At 71.5% G+C, this 18,873-nt stretch carries 14 protein-coding genes and 2 tRNA genes; 10 read left to right on the top strand and 6 right to left on the bottom strand.

Annotated features, from left to right (window positions below; translation table 11 throughout):
* The first annotated feature begins 12 nt into the window (after positions 1-12).
* Both R8Z57_RS12670 and R8Z57_RS12665 read left to right on the top strand, forming a co-directional pair.
* A tRNA-Asp gene (locus R8Z57_RS12670) sits at positions 13-86 on the top strand.
* A gap of 79 nt (positions 87-165) precedes the next feature.
* Positions 166-238, top strand: a tRNA-Phe gene (locus tag R8Z57_RS12665).
* Between the two features lie 96 nt (positions 239-334).
* Here the strand turns inward: R8Z57_RS12665 and R8Z57_RS12660 are convergent.
* From R8Z57_RS12660 to R8Z57_RS12645, 4 genes are read right to left on the bottom strand one after another with little or no spacing between them, the layout of a single operon-like run.
* Positions 335-649 carry a metal-sensitive transcriptional regulator gene (locus R8Z57_RS12660; RefSeq protein WP_318354149.1) on the bottom strand — a complete coding sequence of 105 codons (315 nt, stop codon included), beginning with the start codon at positions 647-649 and terminating at the stop codon, positions 335-337.
* Between the two features lie 27 nt (positions 650-676).
* A complete protein-coding gene (locus tag R8Z57_RS12655) occupies positions 677-2,953 on the bottom strand; it encodes a heavy metal translocating P-type ATPase (protein ID WP_318354148.1) in 2,277 nt (758 codons plus the stop codon).
* Between the two features lie 39 nt (positions 2,954-2,992).
* The gene (locus tag R8Z57_RS12650) at positions 2,993-3,895 is read right to left on the bottom strand and encodes a hypothetical protein (protein WP_318354147.1); all 903 of its coding nucleotides are present in this window, start codon (positions 3,893-3,895) and stop codon (positions 2,993-2,995) included.
* Between the two features lie 44 nt (positions 3,896-3,939).
* On the bottom strand, positions 3,940-4,149 hold the full coding sequence (locus tag R8Z57_RS12645; RefSeq protein ID WP_318354146.1) for a heavy metal-associated domain-containing protein: 210 nt from the start codon (positions 4,147-4,149) through the stop codon (positions 3,940-3,942).
* Positions 4,150-4,360: 211 nt separating this feature from the next.
* Here R8Z57_RS12645 and R8Z57_RS12640 point away from each other — a divergent pair, with 211 nt between their 5' ends.
* The 4 genes from R8Z57_RS12640 (at position 4,361) to R8Z57_RS12625 (ending at position 12,352) form a co-directional block, all read left to right on the top strand.
* Positions 4,361-7,417 carry an alpha-mannosidase gene (locus tag R8Z57_RS12640; RefSeq protein ID WP_318354145.1) on the top strand — a complete coding sequence of 1,019 codons (3,057 nt, stop codon included), beginning with the start codon at positions 4,361-4,363 and terminating at the stop codon, positions 7,415-7,417.
* A gap of 266 nt (positions 7,418-7,683) precedes the next feature.
* A complete protein-coding gene (locus R8Z57_RS12635) occupies positions 7,684-8,160 on the top strand; it encodes a DUF2975 domain-containing protein (RefSeq protein ID WP_318354144.1) in 477 nt (158 codons plus the stop codon).
* Complete coding sequence (locus R8Z57_RS12630; RefSeq protein ID WP_318354143.1) at positions 8,160-8,405, top strand: helix-turn-helix transcriptional regulator; 246 nt, start codon at positions 8,160-8,162, stop codon at positions 8,403-8,405. Before R8Z57_RS12635 ends, R8Z57_RS12630 begins: the two co-directional genes overlap by 1 nt.
* Positions 8,402-12,352, top strand: coding sequence for an SCO7613 C-terminal domain-containing membrane protein (locus R8Z57_RS12625; RefSeq protein ID WP_318354142.1), 3,951 nt, complete (start codon positions 8,402-8,404; stop codon positions 12,350-12,352). The genes R8Z57_RS12630 and R8Z57_RS12625 overlap by 4 nt, the downstream gene beginning before the upstream one ends.
* A gap of 34 nt (positions 12,353-12,386) precedes the next feature.
* Here the strand turns inward: R8Z57_RS12625 and R8Z57_RS12620 are convergent, their stop codons facing one another.
* Both R8Z57_RS12620 and R8Z57_RS12615 read right to left on the bottom strand, forming a co-directional pair.
* A complete protein-coding gene (locus R8Z57_RS12620; RefSeq protein ID WP_318354141.1) occupies positions 12,387-12,902 on the bottom strand; it encodes a glycine cleavage system protein R in 516 nt (171 codons plus the stop codon).
* A gap of 42 nt (positions 12,903-12,944) precedes the next feature.
* Complete coding sequence (locus R8Z57_RS12615; RefSeq protein WP_318354140.1) at positions 12,945-13,310, bottom strand: hypothetical protein; 366 nt, start codon at positions 13,308-13,310, stop codon at positions 12,945-12,947.
* A 150-nt stretch (positions 13,311-13,460) separates the two neighbouring features.
* Here R8Z57_RS12615 and R8Z57_RS12610 point away from each other — a divergent pair, with 150 nt between their 5' ends.
* The 4 genes from R8Z57_RS12610 to R8Z57_RS12595 all read left to right on the top strand — a co-directional run bounded on the left by R8Z57_RS12610 (position 13,461) and on the right by R8Z57_RS12595 (position 18,728).
* Positions 13,461-14,630, top strand: a complete 1,170-nt coding sequence (locus R8Z57_RS12610) for a polysaccharide deacetylase family protein (protein WP_318354139.1) — start codon at positions 13,461-13,463, stop codon at positions 14,628-14,630.
* Positions 14,631-14,996: 366 nt separating this feature from the next.
* A complete protein-coding gene (locus R8Z57_RS12605; protein ID WP_318354138.1) occupies positions 14,997-16,451 on the top strand; it encodes a sugar transferase in 1,455 nt (484 codons plus the stop codon).
* Positions 16,452-16,635: 184 nt separating this feature from the next.
* Positions 16,636-17,802 (top strand): Gfo/Idh/MocA family oxidoreductase, encoded by a 1,167-nt coding sequence (locus tag R8Z57_RS12600; protein ID WP_318354137.1) that lies wholly within the window; start codon positions 16,636-16,638, stop codon positions 17,800-17,802.
* On the top strand, positions 17,799-18,728 hold the full coding sequence (locus R8Z57_RS12595; protein ID WP_318354136.1) for a hypothetical protein: 930 nt from the start codon (positions 17,799-17,801) through the stop codon (positions 18,726-18,728). Before R8Z57_RS12600 ends, R8Z57_RS12595 begins: the two co-directional genes overlap by 4 nt.
* Positions 18,729-18,873 lie beyond the last annotated feature (145 nt).

The raw sequence follows: 18,873 nt of genomic DNA, 5'->3' as shown, positions 1-18,873 counted from the left end.
TTCAATAAGCATGGCCCTGTAGCGCAGTTGGTTAGCGTGCCGCCCTGTCACGGCGGAGGTCGCGGGTTCAAGTCCCGTCAGGGTCGCTCCGAGCGACGGGCCCTTTTCTCGAAGAGGGCCTTTCGTCTAGGACGCGGCAGGTCTTGTATTGAGATACCACCGTGCGGCTCTGTAGCTCAGTTGGTAGAGCGTTCGACTGAAAATCGAAAGGTCACCGGATCGATGCCGGTCGGAGCCACAAGGGTGATCGTTACAGTCACCCCAGGAACCCTCGCGTAGCTTCTACATCGCGGGGGTTTCGTCTTTCCCGCGGCGAGCGCGGCGGCTCGCCGCGCTACGAGCGGACGAGCCGGGCGATCGCGTCGCTGGCTTCCTTGATCTTCTCGTCGGCCTCATCGCCGCCGGCACGGGCGGCGTCGACGACGCAGTGCTTGAGGTGGTCGTCGAGAAGGCCGACAGCGACGGCCTCGAGCGCGCTCTTCAGCGCGCTGATCTGCGTCAGGATGTCGATGCAGTACTTCTCCTCGTCAACCATGCGCGAGATGCCGCGCGCCTGGCCCTCGATGCGCTTGAGCCGGTTGAGGTAGCGCTCCTTGTCGGTGATGTAGCCGTGGTGCGAGTGCTCGGTGTGGGTGTCGACGGTGGTCATGGCGTGGGCTCCTTCGGGCGATTCGCGTCAGGCGGTGGGGCGGGCGGTGCTGGTGAAGCCGCGCAGGCGGAGGCTGTTGCCGACCACGAACACACTCGATAGTGCCATCGCGGCCCCCGCGAGCATGGGGTTCAGCAGTCCGAGCGCGGCGATGGGGATCGCGGCGACGTTGTAGGCGAAGGCCCAGAACAGGTTGGACTTGATCGTGCCGAGGGTGCGGCGCGACAGGCGGATCGCGTCGACGGCGCTGCGCAGGTCGCCGCGGACGAGCGTGATGTCGGATGCCTCGATCGCGACGTCCGTTCCCGTGCCCATGGCCAGGCCGAGATCGGCCTGCGCCAGGGCGGGCGCGTCGTTGACGCCGTCGCCGACCATCGCGACGACCTTGCCGTCGTGCTGGAGTCGCGCGACCACGTCGACCTTGTCGGCGGGCAGCACCTCGGCGATCACCTGGTCGATGCCGACCTCGGCGGCGATCCGCCGGGCCACCGCCTCGTTGTCGCCGGTGAGCAGCACGGGCGTGAGCCCGAGCGCCTTCAGCTGCGTGACCGCCTCGGCGCTGGTGGGCTTGACGGTGTCGGCCACGACGAGCACGCCGCGCGCGACGCCGTCCCAGCCGACGGCGACGACGGTCTTGCCCTCCTCCTCGGCCTGCGCCTTGGCGGCGGCGGTCGCCGGGCTGAGCCGCTGCGCCCAGTCGGCCAGCAGCGCGTCGCGCCCGACGAGCACGGCGTGGCCGTCGACGACTCCCTGCACGCCCTTGCCTTCAAGGTTCGCGAACCCTTCGACGTCGGGCAGGACGCCCACTTCGGCGGCCGCTCCCTTGGCGATCGCCTGGGCGATCGGGTGCTCCGAGGCGTGCTCGAGCGCTCCGGCGAGCCGCAGCAGCTCGTCGCGCTCGGTTCCCGGCTCGAGGACGACGTCGACGAGCGTCATGCGGCCGCTCGTGACGGTCCCCGTCTTGTCGAGCACGATGGTGTCGACCTTGCGGGTGGACTCGAGCACCTCGGGTCCCTTGATCAGGATCCCGAGCTGCGCGCCACGGCCGGTGCCGACCAGCAGCGCGGTCGGCGTCGCGAGGCCGAGCGCACACGGGCATGCGATGACGAGGACGGCGACCGCCGCGGTGAAGGCGACGGATGCCGGGGCCCCGGCGCCGAGCCAGGCCCCCAGCGTCGCAGCGGCGATGAGGATGACGATCGGGACGAAGATCCCCGAGACCCGGTCGGCGAGACGCTGCACCTGGGCCTTGCCGGTCTGCGCGTCTTCGACGAGCTTCGCCATCTGGGCGAGCTGAGTATCGGAGCCGATGCGGGTCGCGCGCACCACCAGGCGGCCGCCGGCGTTGACCGTGGCGCCGGTCACCGCGTCGCCGGGGGCGACCTCGACGGGCACCGACTCACCGGTGAGCATCGAGGCGTCGACGGCCGAGGTGCCCGAGACGACCACGCCGTCGGTCGCGATCTTCTCGCCGGGCCGGACGATGAACTCGTCCCCCACGCGGAGGTCGTCGATCGGGATCTGGCCCTCGACACCGTCGCGGAGCACCGAGACGTCCTTCGCACCGAGTTCGAGCAGCGCCCGCAGTGCTGCCCCCGCCTGCCGCTTCGACCGCTTCTCGAAGTAGCGGCCGGCGAGGATGAACACCGTCACCCCGGCACCCACCTCGAGATAGATGTTCGCGGAGCCGTCGGTCGGCGCGAGCCCGAACTCGAAGCCGTGGGTCATCCCCGGCACGCCGGCGGTTCCGAAGAACAGGGCGTACAGCGACCAGAGGAACGCGGCGAGCGTGCCCATCGAGATGAGCGTGTCCATCGTGGCGGTGCCGTGCCGCAGGTTCGCCCACGCCGCCTTGTGGAACGGGAACGCTCCCCACACGATGACGGGCGCGGCGAGCGTCAGCGACGCCCACTGCCAGTACGTGAACTGCAGAGCGGGGATCATCGCCATCGCGATGACCGGCACCGTGAGCAGCGCCGACACGATGAGCCGCGTGCGCAGCGAGGTCAGCTCGGGATCGGCGTCGCCGTCCGCACCGGCCGGGGTCGCGGCATCCGTCCGCTTCGGAGCGGGGAGCACCGCGGTGTAGCCGGTCTTCTCGACCTCGGCGATGAGCTGCGCGGGGTCGTACCCCTGCGGCACCGTCACCTTGGCCTTCTCGGTGGCGTAGTTGACCGTGGCCGCGACGCCCTCGAGCTTGTTCAGCTTCTTCTCGATGCGCATCGCGCAGGACGCGCACGTCATGCCGCCGATCTCGAGCTCCACGCTCGAGCCGGCCGGCGTCGTCGCTTCCGTCGTGCTCATCGTGCCTTCCTCCGTCGTGATGCTGCGTCAGTTGTTGCGTCAGTGGCCGTGCGGCTCTTCGCCGTGCGCTCCGTCGTCGGTGCCCGCCTCGCCCGCAGCGCGATCCGCGGCGGCGTCGAGCACGAACTCGGCGGTGCGCACCTGCCCGTCGACCTGGAAGTCGAGGTAAAGGAAGTACCGGCCGGGGGTCGGCGCCTCCGCCATGAACCCGATGTCGGGTCCGGACGTGTCACCCGGCTCCGGTTCGTCGCCCTCGGCGTGCACGTGCAGGTAGGCGAGGTCGCCGTCGCGGAGCGCGACGAGGTGCCCGAACGCTCCCAGGTACGGCTCGAGGGTCGTGACGGGTTCGCCGTCGCGGCTCACCGAGACGGTGAGGTCGCTCATGGCACCCGCGACCAGCTCGCCCGCGATCGTCACGGTGTAGCCGTCGACCCCGGCCGTCTGCGTGGGCTCGGCGGTCACCGGCTGATAGTCGCCGGCGACCTGCACCGTACGGGTGAGGGTCACGCCTTCTTGCGACCCCGCGGGGGTGAAGTCCGTGTACACACGGTAGGTGCCGGCCGCATCCCACTCCCAGGGCAGCGACCATGTGCCGGTGTGCTCATCGAGCACGGGGTGCACGTGGCGGAAGCCGGCTCCGTCGCTGCGCACCACGATGAGGTGCAGATCCTTCTCGTGGGCGACCGCGTAGTCGGTGAGCGGCTCGCCCGCGTCCGTGAGGATCTGGAAGCTGAGCTCGCCGGGGTCGCCGACCGCGGTCGGCGCCGTCATGGGCGAGAGGACGTACCCGCCCGCGGCCAGCGAGACTCCGGCCGGGGCCGTGGTCACCGCACCCGGCGCCATGTCGCCGTGATCTTCCATCGTCTCTCCTTCACTCGGGCCGGCCGCGACGCTGTCGGGGACGACCGCGGCGGCGACGCCGAACGCGGCGGCGAATGCCACCACAGCTCCGGCGGCGAACAGGCCGAGTCGCCCCGCGGCGTTCATCAGACGCGCACCGCGGAGTAGCCGGCCTCGTCGACAGCGGCCAGGATGTCGGCGTCGTCGATCGACTGATCGGCGGTGATCACGAGCTTGCCGGTCTGGGCGCTCACCTGGATGTCCTGGACGCCGGCCACCTGGCGCACCTCGTCGCGGACGGACTTCTCGCAGTGTCCGCACGTCATGCCGGTCACCTGGTATTCGTTCGTGGTCATTCCTGCTCCTTCGTCGGTACCCCTCCTGGGTATGTCCATCATAGTGAACGCATACCCGGTTGGGGTATTCCCGACGGGATTGATCGCACGGCCGCCGTTCGCGAGACGTCTGCGCGGAGACGCCGCGGAGCGTCGGTTGCCTGCCGCTGCGGGCCCCGGTTAGCGTCCATTCCAGGCCGGTTCGACGCCGACCGCAGTGAGGAGCGCAGCGATGCACGACGACCGCACCCGAGTCGAGGCGCGACTGCGCCGGTTCACCCGCGAGCGGCTCGAGCCGGCGGTCTTCACTGCCTACCAGCCCCTGACCGTCGAGCACTGGCAGGTGCCCGATGAACCGGTGCCCTTCGCCGAGGCGGTCGGCCAGGAGTACGTGCCGACCGAGGCGGGCTGGACCTGGGGCCGCGCGTGGAGCTCGACGTGGTTCCGGTTGTCGGGCACGCTTCCCGACGGATGGGATGCCGAGAGCACCGAGATCGTCTGCGACCTCGGCTTCACCTCGGAACTGCCGGGATTCCAGGCGGAGGGGCTCGCCTATCGGCCCGACGGCGCGGTCATCAAGGCCGTCTCGCCGCGGAGCCACCACCTTCCATGCACACCCGACGTCAGCGGTGCCGTCGTCGTCTACGTCGAGGCGGCCGCGAACCCTGACGTCTCCGACCACTTCCGCTTCGCTCCCACCCCCCTCGGCGACAAGGCCACGGCGGGCGCGGCGCCCCTGTACGCACTGGGAACGATCGCGCTCGCGCGGCGCGATGCCACCGTGTGGGAGCTGCTGCAGGATGTGCGGGTGCTCGACGGGCTGGCCCGCGAACTGCCGTCGGACTCACCGCGCCGCAGTCGGGTGCTGCACGGCCTGGGTCGCATGCTCGACGTCATCGACCCCGACGACATCCCGGGCACCGCGGCCGCGGCCCGCGCGGTGCTGGCGCCGCTCCTCGCCGCCCCGGCGCACGCGTCGAGCCACCGGATCGTGGCGGTCGGCCACGCGCACATCGATTCGGCGTGGCTGTGGCCGGTGCGCGAGACGGTCCGCAAGGTCGCCCGCACCTTCGCCAACGTCCTCGACCTCATGGACCGGCATCCTGAATTCGTGTTCGCCGCGTCGTCGGCGCAGCAGTACGCCTGGCTGAAAGAACACCACCCCGCCCTGTTCGCCCGGGTGCGGGAGCGGGTGCGGGAGGGGCGCTTCGTGCCGGTGGGCGGCATGTGGGTGGAGTCCGACACCAACATGCCGGGCGGCGAGTCGATGATCCGGCAGTTCTCGCACGGCAAACGGTTCTTCCGCGATGAGCTCGGCGTCGAGACCGAAGAGGTGTGGCTGCCCGACTCGTTCGGGTACTCCGCCGCGCTGCCGCAGATCGTCGCCGGCACCGGCAACCGCTGGTTCCTCACCCAGAAGATGTCGTGGAACCAGGTCAACCGGCTGCCGCACCACACGTTCTGGTGGGAGGGCATCGACGGCACCCGGCTGTTCACCCACCTCCCCCCGGCCGACACCTACAGCTCCCAGCTCACCCCCGACGAATTGCTGCACACCGAACGCAACTTCCAGGACGCCGCCGCAGCCACGATGTCGCTCGTGCCGTTCGGGTGGGGCGACGGCGGCGGCGGGCCGACCCGCGAGATGCTCGCCGCGGCCCAGCGCTCCCGCGACCTCGAAGGACTCCCCCGAGTGGAGGTCGGCTCGCCGCGCCGATTCTTCGCAGAGGCCGAGGCGGAGTATCCGAACGCGCCGGCGTGGTCGGGCGAGATGTACCTCGAGCTGCATCGCGGCACCTACACCTCCCAAGCCCGCACCAAACGCGGCAACCGCCGCAGCGAGCAGCTCCTCCACGAGGCCGAGCTCTGGGCGACCACCGCCAGCGTGCGGGCCGGCACCCCCTACCCCGAGGGCGAGCTCCGCCGCGCGTGGGAGAAGGTGCTGCTGCTGCAATTCCACGACATCCTCCCCGGCAGCTCCATCGCCTGGGTGCACCGCGAAGCCGAGCGCGACCATGCCGCCCTCGCCGGAGAGCTGACCGCGATCATCGACCGCAGCCTCGCCGCGCTCGTGGGCGACGGCGAGACCGAGCTGCTCGCGAACGCGGCGCCGGTGCCGGCGAACGGCGCCGTCGCGTTCGGTGCGGCGCCGCCGCGCGCGGAAGGCGCCGCGGTGTCGTGGGAAGCCGGCGCGACAGGCGGCGTCACGCTCGACAACGGCCGCGTCCGCGCGGTCATCGACGAGCGCGGACGCATCGTGTCACTGACGGATGCCGCGTCCGGCCGCGACGCGGCCGCCCCCGGCGGTGCGGCCAACCGGCTGGTCCTCCATCGCGACACCCCGACGGAGTGGGACGCGTGGGACATCGACGACCACTACCGCCGGCTCGCGACCCCGCTGGACGCCGACGCGCCGGAAGCGCTCGAGGTCGCGGCATCCGCCGACGGCACCGTCGTGGTGACGGTCGCCCGGGCGTTCGCGCGATCACGGCTCACGCAGCGCATCTCGCTCGCGCCCGGAGCCGACGCCGTCGACCTCGCGTTCGACATCGACTGGCACGAGAGCCAGAAGCTGCTGAAGCTGTTCGTCGACCTCGACGTGCACGCCGACGAGGTGCTCGCGGAGACGCAGTTCGGCTACGTGCGGCGGGCTACTCACGAGAACACGTCATGGGATGCCGCGCGGTTCGAGTTCTGCGCCCACCGCTGGACGTTCGTGGGTGAGCCCGGGTACGGCGTCGCGGTGGCGAACGACTCGACGTACGGCCATGACGCGAGCCGAATCGCCCGGGCGGGCGGGGGCCGCGCCACCACGCTCGGACTCTCGCTGCTGCGCGCGCCCCGCTACCCCGACCCCGAGGCCGATCGCGGCGCGCACACGATGCGGGTGTCGGTCCGGCCGGGCGCGGGCATCCGCGAGGCGGTCGCGGAGGGGTACCGCCTGAACGTGCCGCCGCGCGCCGTGCGGGGTGCGCGGCCTGTCGACCCGCTGTTCGACCTCGACGGCGACGGGATCCTCGCCGAGACCGTCAAGCTCGCCGACGACGGTTCGGGAGACGTGGTGCTGCGACTGTACGAATCCACCGGCGGGCGGGGACGCATCACGGTCACCCCGCGGTTCGACGTGGGCGAGTGGGTGCGCACCGACCTGCTCGAGCGCCCCGATGGCGACGCCTCCCGCTCCGGCACGGTGCCGCTGACCCTCCGTCCCTTCGAGATCGCGACACTGCGGTTCCGCCGCGCCGGCGGAGCGGGAGGAAACGGACCGGAGGTCTCACCCGGTCGTTGAGCGAGCGAAGCGAGACGAAACGCCCGGGGCCGAGGCCCGGCGTGCGCTGTTCGACAGGTGAACCGGGCTTGCGCAGGAGGTCTTCGGGCCCTGCGCTCCTGAAGAACGCCCGTCGGCCTGCGCACGTGGCCGAGCCGCCTCGCGGGTGGGACCCGCGCCCTGGTCCTGCCGGCGGCCGCGGTCCTCGGCTGCACTTGTGCGGGAGCCGGGTGAGGGGGCTATTGTTTTTCGATAGCTTCATACCGTTTTTCGATAGGTGAAGGTTCATGCATCGCACCACGATCGTCGTTCTGAAGGTTCTCATCGCGGCCCTGCTCGTGCTGCTGCTGTTCTGCCAGGTGTTCGTGGTCCCGGCCGTCGCGGCGCAGTCGGCGGTGCGATACGCCGAGATCGCGTACTTCGAGATCCCGGGCACGATCGTCGGCATCCTGTTCCTGCTGTGCGTGCAGGTGGTTCTCGTGTGCGTGTGGCGTCTGCTCTCGCTCGTGCGCGAAGACAGCATCTTCAGCGACAGCGCCTTCCCCGGCGTCGACGTGAGCCTCGGCGCCGTCGTGTTCGCCACCGCCCTCGTGCTCGTCGCGCTGGTCGCCCTCAGCCTCACCGGCTTCATGACCCCGTCGATCACGCTGCTGCTCCTGCTCGGCGTGGTGGTCGGCGCGGGCCTGTCGCTGCTGATCGTGGTGCTGCGCGGGCTGCTGCGCAAGGCGTCGCAGCTCGAGCACGACCTGTCGGAGGTGGTGTGATGCCCATCATCATCAACCTCGACGTGCAGCTGGCGAAGAAGAAGATGTCGGTGGGCGACTTCGCCGCCGCCATCGACATCACGCCGGCGAACGTCTCGGTGCTCAAGAACGGCCGCGCGAAGGCGGTGCGCTTCACGACGCTCGACGCGATCTGCCGTGTGCTGGAGTGCCAGCCCGGCGACATCCTCGAGTGGGTTCCCGAGGACCACCCCGCCGCGCTCGCCGCGACCGAGGCCGAGACATGAGCGCCCCGGCGGCACCCGGGGCGCAGGCGCCGGCGTGGAGCGACACCGCGATCGGGGAGCTGCTCGACGTCGCGCGATGCCCGGTGTGCGCCGCCGGCATCATCGCCGACCAGCGCTGCCCACGGTGCGGTGCGGACTTCGAGGGCCGCGTCGGGCAGGACCTCTGGCTCGCGTCGCGCGCCGCGGTCGAGGCGCTCCGTGCGCGCCAGGCGGTGCTCGACCGGGTGCCCCGCCGGCAGTCCGCCGGGGCGCCGGGCGCGAGCGCCGGGGCGCAGGCGATGGGCGGCGCGGCGCGTGCGGGGGCGCCCGGTGCGGCATCCGCACCGACGCCGAGTGCGCCGGGGGCAGGACCGGATGCGGCCGCCGCGCCGCCGGCATCCGCGCCTCCTGCCGTTGCGTCGCCCGCCGCAGCCGGCACGAGTGGAGCCTCGGCCACCGTGCAGTCGGTGCTCGCGGTGGCCGGCGCGGGCCTCGTCGCCGTGGCGGCGGTGGTGTTCACGTTCTTCAACCCCGACCTCACCGCACCGCTCCCCCGCGCACTGATCGTGGGCGGGATCGCGGCCGCGTTCCTCGCGGGGGCTGCGCTGCTCGCGCGGCGGCGCCTGCGGTTCTCGGCCGAGGCGATCGGCGCGCTCGGCGTCGTGTTCCTCGCGCTCACGACGACCGCGGTGCTTGCGCTGCTGCCTGCCGGCGCGAACGGCTGGGTGTTCACCGGCCTCACGATGCTCGTCTGCGGTGGCCTGCTCGCGTTGCGCGGCCCCCGCGCGGGCATCCGCGCGTGGTTGTGGAGCGGCCTGATCGCGCTCGCGTTCGCGCCCGCGGTGCTCGGATCCGGCGCGTCCGCAGCACTCGCGACCACGGCGGGCTGGCTGGCGTCGGCTGCCGCTGCGAGCGCGCTCATCGCCCTGACGGGCCGCGGCGCGCCGTCGGCGTTCGTCGCGGAACGCGCGACGCTCACCGCCGCGCAGTTCGTGATGGTGCTCGCCGCGCTCGTATCGGTGTGGGGGACGGATGCCGCAGCCGGCGTCCCGACCGCGTGGCTCGCCGCGGCGACCCTGGCCGCGGTGGCGGCCGTCGCGCTCTGCTCCGCCCGCCACCCGGCGGGGGCCGCGTGGACGGTCGTCGCGGGCGGTGCGATCGTCGCCGCCGTCGTGGCGGTGCCCCTCGGATCGGCGCTCTCCCTCGGCGCGTGGTTCGCCGTCTTCCCCGTCGCCGCCGGCCTCGGCCTGCTGATCGTCGGCGCCGCCGAGCCCCTGCATCGCGCCGCCCGTCGCGGCGCGCTCTTCACCGGCGCCGTCACGGTGGTCGGCGCCGTCGCGGCGATCCCGACGCTCACAGCGTTCCTGTCGGTCGCCGACACGCTCACGCTGGGCACGGGCCGGCTGTTCCTCCTCCCCGGCACGGCGCTCAGCCTCACCGTCGGGCTCGCGGCGACGGGACTGTCGCTCGCGGCGTTCGCCGCGCTCACCGACCGCACCCTCACCGCCCGCACCTCCGCCGGCCGCGTCACGGGTGACGGCGGCCGGGGCGCGGCATCCGCTGTCCCTGCCCTCCTCGCGACCGCGCCGACGAGCACGGCACCGGCGACCACCGCCGCTGCTCCTGCGACGGCGGCGGAGGCACCGACGGGGGCGGGCGTGCCGGCCGCTGCGCCGCCGATCGGCACGCGGTGGCTCGGGTTCCTGGGAGCCTGGTACGGGGTGCTCGCATTCCTGACCGTGCTGTGCCTGCCGGCGCTCGAGGTCTGGGCGCGCATCTCCCTCGCCCTCGTCGCCGCCATCATCGCCGGGGCGGTGGCGGCCGGGCTTCCCCGGGCGTCGGCCGCCGTCCGCATGCCGCTCGTGGCCGGCGGACATGCGGCCGTCGTCTTCGCCGCCGTGCTGTCGTGGCGCGACGACGACCTCACCGTGTGGGCGGGGGCCGCGGTCGTGGCCGCGCTCGCCGTGCTGGCCCTCACGGTGCCGCGCTCCGGCCGGTTCGTCCACGTCGGCGTCGGCTTCGCCTACGCCCTGGTGGTGTTCGCCACGGCTCTCGCACGCGCCGGCGCCGACCCGCTCGTGGTGGTGTGCCTCACGACCTGTGCGGCCGGGGCCGTCGCCATCGCGGTGACGTTCGCCCGGCGGGTGCCCACGCGGGAGTGGTACGCGGTGCTCGCCGTCACGGCCGTGCCGTTCGCGATCGGCGTGGCGCAGGTGGTGTTCGAGCGCAGCGGCTGGACGGCACTGTCGACCGCTGTGATCTTCTGCCTCGCACTGACCCTCGTCACGACCAGGCGGCGAGGGCTCGGCATCGTCGTGCGGGCGCTCGCCGCCGCGACGCTCGTCCCCGCCGTCGCCGTGGTGGCCGTCTGCCTGGGTGCGCAGCTGCTCCCCACCAGCGGGTCGCCGGTCGTGCTCCCGGTCATCGCGGCCATCGTCGGGGTGGTGCTGCCGGCCACCGACACCGCAGGCGTGTGGCTGGCCGGCCGGCTTCCCGGGTCGCACGTGCGGGCGGCACGCGCCGCGGTCGAGGCATCCGCTCTCCTCACCGCGGCCATCACCCTCGCGCTGTCGCTCACGCGGACGGCGGCGGGACTGTCGACGGCCCTCCTCGTGCTCCTGATCCTCGGCGCGGGATTCGCGGCGACGGCGGTCCTCTCGCCCCGCCGGTACGCGTGGCCGCTCGCCGGCGCGGCCGTCACCGGCGCCCTCTGGTGCGCGTGGGGCCTCGCCGGCGTCACCGGCCTCGAGCCGTACCTGCTGCCTCCCGCGCTCGGGGCGGCGCTCGTCGCCGCCGTGCTGACCGCCCGGGGCCGCCGGACGGTCGGGCTCTACGCCGCCGGGCTGGCCGTGGCCGTGGTGCCGGTGCTCGTCGCGCTGGCGGTCGACGGCACCGCCGCGTCCGCGTTCTGGCGGCCGGGGGGCGACGACGCGGCGGCATCCGGCGCGCCCGTGCGGGCGTACGCCCTGGTGGCAGCGGCATGGGCGCTGGTGGCGGCATCCGCCCTCGTGAAGCGCGGGACCGCGCCGCGCCTGCGCCGGCTGCGGGCGCTGCGGCTGCCGACGCTCGCCATCGCCATCGTGGCGGCGACCGCGGCCGCCGTGCAGGGGGTCAGGTGGGGCACCGGCCTGGATGCGGCACCCGCCGCTCCGACGATCGTCGCCGCGCTGGCGTTCGGGCTCGTCGGCGCGGGGGCCGCGGCGAGCGCCGCGCGGGCGATGCACCGGGAGGCGCCCGCGGGCTCACCGCTCGGCCGCACGCGCTGGCTGGGTGCGCCGGCCGTGCTGATCGTCGCCGTGGCCGCCTGGCCGGCGATCGAGCGCGACTGGCTCGTCATCTGGACGATGTGGGGGCTGCTGCTCGCGATGCTCACGCTCATGCTCGCCGTCACCGCGCGCGGGCTGCGTGGGCCGACCGCCCTTCCGCCGGTGTGGTTCCTGTTCGGCGTCTCGTTCGTCACGGCCGTTGTGGCGTGGAGTCCTCGCGACCTGCGCGTCGAGTGGTTCTCGCTGCCGCTCGGCCTGTTCCTGCTGGCGGCGGGAGCGCTCGCGCTGCATCGCCCTCCGGTGCGGCCCGGCCGGGCGACGCTGGAGTCGTGGCCCGCGGGCTGGACCGGATCGTGGGCGCTCCTCGCACCCGGGCTCATCACGATGCTGAGCGCGTCGGTCGCCGCGACCTACACCGACCCCCGCACGTGGCGCGCGATCCTGGTGATGGTGATCGCGCTCGTGGCGATCCTCGTCGGGGCGACGCGCCGCCTCGCGGCGCCGTTCCTCATCGGCATCGTGGTGCTGCCGGTCGAGAACCTGCTGGCGTTCATGGTGCAGATCGGACGCGGCATCGAGGCCATGCCCTGGTGGATCACGCTGTCGGTGGTGGGAGCGGTGCTGCTCATCATCGCGGTCGGCTACGAACGCCAGGCCGGCGACGGCACCGGCATCGCCGCGCGACTGCGCGACCTCGCCTGATCACGCCCCGGCCGGGCCCCGGTCGGGGCGGGGGTCAGGAGCCGAGCGTCACGTCGACCTGGATCTCGGCGGCCAGCCGCTCGAGCTCGGCGGTCAGGGTCTCGAGATCGACGGATGCCGGGACCCGGGCGACGACCGTGGCCTCGAAGAGGCGGCCGCCGTACATCGCGGCCTCCGTCGTGCGCGTCGTGAGGTGGTCGATCGACACGCCGTGGGTGCGGAGCGCCGCCGACACGTCGGCCACGATGCCGGGGTGGTCGTTGCCGATCACGTCGATCGTCAGCGGCCGCGCCTCCTCACCGGATGCGGCCTCTTCCGCGCCAGCGTGCACGGTGACCTTGAGCAGCCCCTCGAGCGCGGCCAGCGCCCCGCGGAGGTCGTCGGCGCGCTCCGGCGCGATCGTGACCTCGATGATGCCGGCGAACGCCCCCGAAAGCTCCGCGAGCTGGCTGCGCTCCCAGTTGCCGCCGTGGCGCTCGACCACCCCGGCGACCGCCGCGACCAGCCCGGAGCGATCGTCGCCGACCACGGTGAGAACAAGCGTCGTCATGCGCTCACTGTACCCACGCCCGGTCCGGGCCGGGGGTCGGGCTCAGCGAGGGCCGAGCTCGTCCCCCACCGGGAACGGCAGGTGGAATCGCTCGGGGACGGCCCCGACCGCCGATGCGGCACCGTACTCGTCGGCGAGGACGGTGACCCCGCGCGGCGTCGCCTCGGCGATCCGCACCGGCCGCTCGGTGCCGTCGGCCAGGCGCAGGCTCCAGCCGTCGGCGAGGTAGCCGATGCCGATGCCCTCGAGGAGCTCTTCGGCCTCGAGCCAGTCGACGGGAGCCTCGCCGGGGGCGGTGCGTTCGCGCCCGAGCAGGTCGAAGGCGCGGAAACCGTCGCCATCGGGCAGCATCCAGCCCACGATCTCGCCGTCGGGGCGCCGGTGTTCGATCCAGTCCAGGGGCAGCACGGCATCCGAGCGTAGCGACCCGGCGATCCCGCAGCCACGCCGGTTGTCCACAGACCGGCGCTTCGCTGCCGCGGCGGGACGCGGCATCCGGCTACCATCTCCTCAGCGATCGGGCGCGGGGACGCACGATCCGGACTCTTGGGGAGTCGCATGGCCCAGCCCGGCAAGCACCAGACGCGTCCGAGGGCGCGGCGGCGACGCGTGCTCGCCGTCGTCGCGGGGGCCGTCGCGGTCGCCGCCGTCATCGGCGGCACCGTCGCGGCGATCTCGTTCGCGCGCGCCGGCGCAGACGACACGGATCGGGATGCCGCACCCGCCGCCTCGGCGTCACCGTCGGCCACCCCGGCTCCCACTCCCTTGACGCCCGAGGAGGAGCTGCTGGCCACCGCGTCCGACCCGGCCGCGTGCGTGGTGAGCTTCACGGGCGACGGCGTGGCGGACGCGCCGATGCTGCAGACGCAGGGCGCCCTGTACGCCGGGCTGCCGATCCCCGCACGCGACGGGCTCGTCTTCGGCGGGTGGTATGCGACGCCGGAGGATGCCGCGGGCCTGGCGATCCCGGGGCGCGTCAACGGCTCGGAGGCCGTGGCCTGCACCGACCAGCGGGTGACGCTGCACGCCGCGTGGGTGAGCCCCGAGCAGAACGCCGCCGAGGACGCACGGATCCCGATACTCATGTACCACCAGTTCACCGACCGCCCCGAGGGCCTCGCGCCCGACCACCCCGAGCACTGGCTGAAGGGCAACTACGCGTACATCGGCGACTTCGACGCCCACATGAACCACATCGCGACGACCGGCTTCTACCTGCCCACGTGGGACGAGCTGTCGGCGTTCATCGACGGCCGGCTGTTCCTGCCGAACCACTCCGTCATCGTGACCGACGACGACGCCGACCAGACCTGGTTCGACCTCGCCGTCCCCGTCGTCGACAAGTACAAGGTGCTCACGACGTCGTTCATGATCACGGCCTACCGGCAGGATCCCGCGCCCAGCACGTACGTGCTGCGCCGCTCGCACACGCACGACATGCACAAGGCCGGCGCCAACGGCGACGGGATGATCACGAACCTCGGCGTGCCCGAGATCGTCGCCGACATGGAGGCCTCGGCCGGCGTGCTCGGCGTGAAAGAGGTCATGGCCTACCCCTTCGGGCACTACAACGACACCGCCAAAGAAGGGCTGCGACAGGCCGGATTCGAGATGGCCCGCACCATCGAGCCCGGCTACGTCACGATCGGCACCGACAAGCTGGCACTGCCCACCGTGCGCATCAATTACGGCATGGGACTGGACGCGCTGGTCAACCTCATCGGCTGAGCACGAACAGGAGACCTCGAGTCTCTATCGGATCCGGTAAACGCTTGTCAAGTCTTTTTGCAGGAACCTCTTTCGGCATGCGCGCCTCGGGCGTACAGTGACTTCCCACAGGGGGACGAAGTACCCGAAACGGAGTTCCCCTGCGACCCGACAACCCGGCCGGGTCCAAGCGTTGGGGCTGGTCGGCGTGACGCTTCGTCGCGCCGATTTTCTGGGGAAGTACATGTCTACTAGGGACGCGTCATCGTGCGCGCGGTGGACCGCGGTCTGAAGCCGACCGCGGTGAGCGCGGCGCCGACGGGCGTCGGGGGAGTGACCCGAACACTCCTCCGACGTCCAGCCGTCGCGCGTGCCAGCCTCGAGACGGTGCCCGCAGCACTAGCCCCGCGCGTGCAGCCGTCGCTGGAGCGCCGCCACCTGTGGGAGCGGCGCTACCGGCGGCGGCTGGTCGCCACTGACGCGGTCTGCGTCACGGCGGCCGCGCTGGCGGCCATGATGTTCGAGGCCGGCGGCTTCACGGCCGTCACGGAGCTGACCGAGCCTGCGCGCATCGGCGCCTTCGTGGTGTGGGCGTGGATGACGCTGCTGTGGCTCGCCCGTACGCGCGAAGCCACAGTGCTCGGCGCCGGAGCGGCCGAGTACATGCGCATCGGGCACGCGACGGGCTTCGCTTTCGGCATCCTCTCGACCGCGTTCATCGTCGCCCAGCTGCCGGGTCTGCGTGCACAGCTGATCGTCGCCCTGCCGGTCGGGCTCGTCGCCTTGATCCTCAGCCGGCGGCTGTGGCGCAAGTGGCTCGTCCACGAACGTCAGCGCGGCGAATGCGTCTCGCGCGTCCTGGTGGCGGGCACGCGCGACGACGTCGAGTACGTCATCGACAAGCTCGTGCACGACCCCCATCATGCTTACCTCGTCATCGGCGCGACGACGACGGAAGGCGTGCTCGAGCCGATCATCATCGACGACCGCCATTATCCCGTCATCGGTTCCATCCGCTTCACCGCCGCCTATGGGCGCGAGGCCGGCGCCGACACCATCGTGGTGGCGAGCACGCCGGACGACGACCGCGACTTCGTGCGACGTCTGGGGTGGGAGCTCGAAGGAAGCGCCGCCGAGCTCGTACTGTGCAATCGACTCACCGATGTGGCGGGTCCGCGTCTGTCGCTGCGGCCCCTCGACGGGCTGCCACTGGTCCAGGTGAAGATCCCCGAGTTCGAGGGGGGCGTTCACGCGATCAAACGCGGCATGGATGTGGTGCTGGCTCTGCTCGCGCTGCTGCCGATCGCTCTCGTCGCGCCCTTCGTCGCGCTCGCGATCAAGATCGACTCGCGCGGCCCCGTGCTGTTCCACCAGCTGCGGGTGGGTCGTGACGGTCGTCAGTTCTGGATGCTGAAGTTCCGCACGATGGTGGTCGACGCGGAGGAGAAGCGCGCCGAGCTGCTCGCAGCGAACGACGGAGCCGGACCGCTCTTCAAGCTGAAGCGTGACCCGCGGGTGACCCGCGTGGGTGCGATCCTGCGCAGATTCTCCATCGATGAGCTGCCCCAGTTCGTCAACGTGCTGCGTGGAGACATGAGCATCGTGGGACCACGCCCACCCCTGCCCACCGAGGTGGGCTCGTACGACGGCACCGTGTACCGCCGGCTCTACATCAAGCCCGGAATCACCGGGCTGTGGCAGATCAGCGGCCGAAGCGATCTCTCATGGGACGACAGCGTGCGACTCGACCTTCGCTACGTCGAGAACTGGTCGATCGCCACAGATCTCATGATCATGTGGCGGACGGCCAAGGTCATGATCAGACCGAGGGGGGCCTACTGATGCCCCGCGCCCAGACCAGGCCGGCGACAACGGCGTCGCCGGCCGCCGACAGCCGGATCCGCGGTCATTGGCCGCCGCAGCCCGCCAAGTGCACATTGGCGATCGCATTCGCGGCAGGTGCCCGTCCCCCAACCGGGCATGGCCGCGGGTCCCTGGGGCATGTCGTTCCCGAGGAAGGCAACCGATGACGATCCACCATCCCACCGAATCGCCCGCCGAGGTCGCGAGCAGTACCGAACCGGAATCGGCCGTGCGGTTAGGGGTGGTGGGCGCCGGCAAGATGGGCTTGTCGCACCTGTCCATCGCACGCGCCCTCGAGCACGTCGAAGTGGTCGGCGTCTGCGACGCCACCGACTACCTCCTCGACATCCTGGGCAAGTACACCGGCGTGCGGACGTTCGGGTCGGCGGAGCGAATGATGGGCGAGGCGCAGCCGGACGCGATCCTCATCGCCACGCCGACCGGTTCACACGCGGCGCTGGTCGGCTCGGCGCTCGACAACGGCCTGCACGTGTTCTGCGAGAAGCCGCTCACGCTCCGGGCGGACGAGTCCCGCGAGCTCGCCCAGCGCGCCGCCGCCCGGGGTCTCGTGGCGCAGGTCGGATATCACAACCGCTTCATCGCCACGTTCCAGGAGGTGAAGCGACTGCTGGCGATGAATGCGATCGGTCGTCCGGGACACATCCTCGCGGAGGCATACGGGCCCGTGGTCTTGAAGCAGAAGGGCTCTACCTGGAGGAGCAGGCGCGCCACCGGAGGAGGCTGCCTGTACGACTACGCGGCCCATCCGATCGATCTCGTCAACTGGTATGCGGGGACACCGGGGAGCGTGCGGGGATCCGTCCTGCACAGCATCTTCTCCTCCGAGACCGACGACGAGGTGTACTCGACCTTCCTTTACGACGACGGACTGACCGCCCACATCTCCGTCAACTGGTCGGACGACTCCTACCGGAAGATGTCGACCTCGGTCACCGTGAGCGGGTCGGCGGGGCGCATCTTCGCCGATCGGCAGGAGATCCGCGTCTACCTGCGCGACGGCGTGGAACCGCCCCCCGGCTACCGCCCCGGGTGGAACGTGCGCTACACCACGGAGCTGACGCCGCCGGTGTCGTTCTATCTCCGAGGTGAGGAGTACACCGCCCAGCTGGAGAGCTTCTTCGACGACATCCACGCCCAGGAGCGACACGCGCGTCAGAACTCCTTCGACAGTGCGGCCGCCACCGACGCGATCCTCGATGCGATCGTGCAGGACGCCGAGCGTCCGGACCCGGCGATGGGGCCACTGGCAGGCAGCGCGGCCGCGGACGAGCGCCGGAGAATGCGGCGGAGATGGGGGCTGAAGCGATGACCATCCCCGCGACCCGGCCGGTGCACACGATGGATCGGCTCCTGCTCGGAGACAACCAGTTCTTCGGGATCAATCACATGTCGGAGGAACGCGCGCGCGCCCAGGCTCTGCGATTCCGCGACACGGAGTCCATCGTCGACGTCATCGAAGTCGCGTTGCAAGAAGGCGTGCGCACCCTGATGTGCACGACGCACGAACGCATCGCCGAGGTGTGCGACCGCATCCGGGACGATCCTGCGCGCTACCCCGGGTTCCGCGCCTACCCGTGCATGCCGTACGCGCACAAGTACGCCAACGCCGTGACGGAGAACGGCATGCTCGGCGCGATGCGGTCCTTCCTGCCCGACGACGGCGCACTCGATGCCCTCCTGAAAGGAGGGCGTTCGCTGCTGCGCAAGGATGTCGAAGGTCTGATCCCCCCGCTCATCGACGCCGAGATGAAGATCTTCCACGGCCTGCGGACGCCTGTGATCTTTCTGCAGAACGTCGTCGTGGATCTGCTTCTGGGCCTGGGGTTCGACGAAGCGTTCGCGGCTTTCGATCGCCACGTGCGGGAGCGGTACGGGGCCGAGCCCGGTTTCATCACCATGAACCTGCCCATGCTCCTCGACAGACTGGACACCGTCGGCCTCGAGAACCCCGTCGTGTGCGCGAACATCAATGCGATGGGCTTCCGCATGTCGGGTGGCGTGGAAGCGTACGAACGGGTGCTCGCGGAGCGGCCGTTCCGTCCCGTCGCGATGTCGGTCTTCGCTTCCGGCGCCATCGCGCCCGTTCCCGCGCTGGAGTGGATTCATGAGCATGCTCGAGTGGAGTCGATCGTCTTCGGCGCCTCGTCGCGATCATCGATAGCCAGCACAGTCGCCATCGCGCGAGACCTCTGGGGTTCGATCGCCGCTCCTGACGTCGTCCAGCAGCCACAGTGAGGGGATTCTCATCCAGACCCGATGAGAAAGCGTTCATTTATAACGACTTTGTCACGGAGCGCGTGTCCGCGCCTGTAAGAATCGATGCCGAGGTTCGAAGTCGCGTTTCGGCTTCCGACCACCCGTGCCCCCTACCCCGAGCGCC

The organism is Microbacterium sp. M3, from assembly GCF_033548675.1.
GTDB classification, from domain to species: domain Bacteria; phylum Actinomycetota; class Actinomycetes; order Actinomycetales; family Microbacteriaceae; genus Microbacterium; species Microbacterium arthrosphaerae.
The sequence above is the reverse complement of the archived record's forward strand: the minus strand, read 5'-3'. Positions and strand labels throughout refer to the sequence as shown.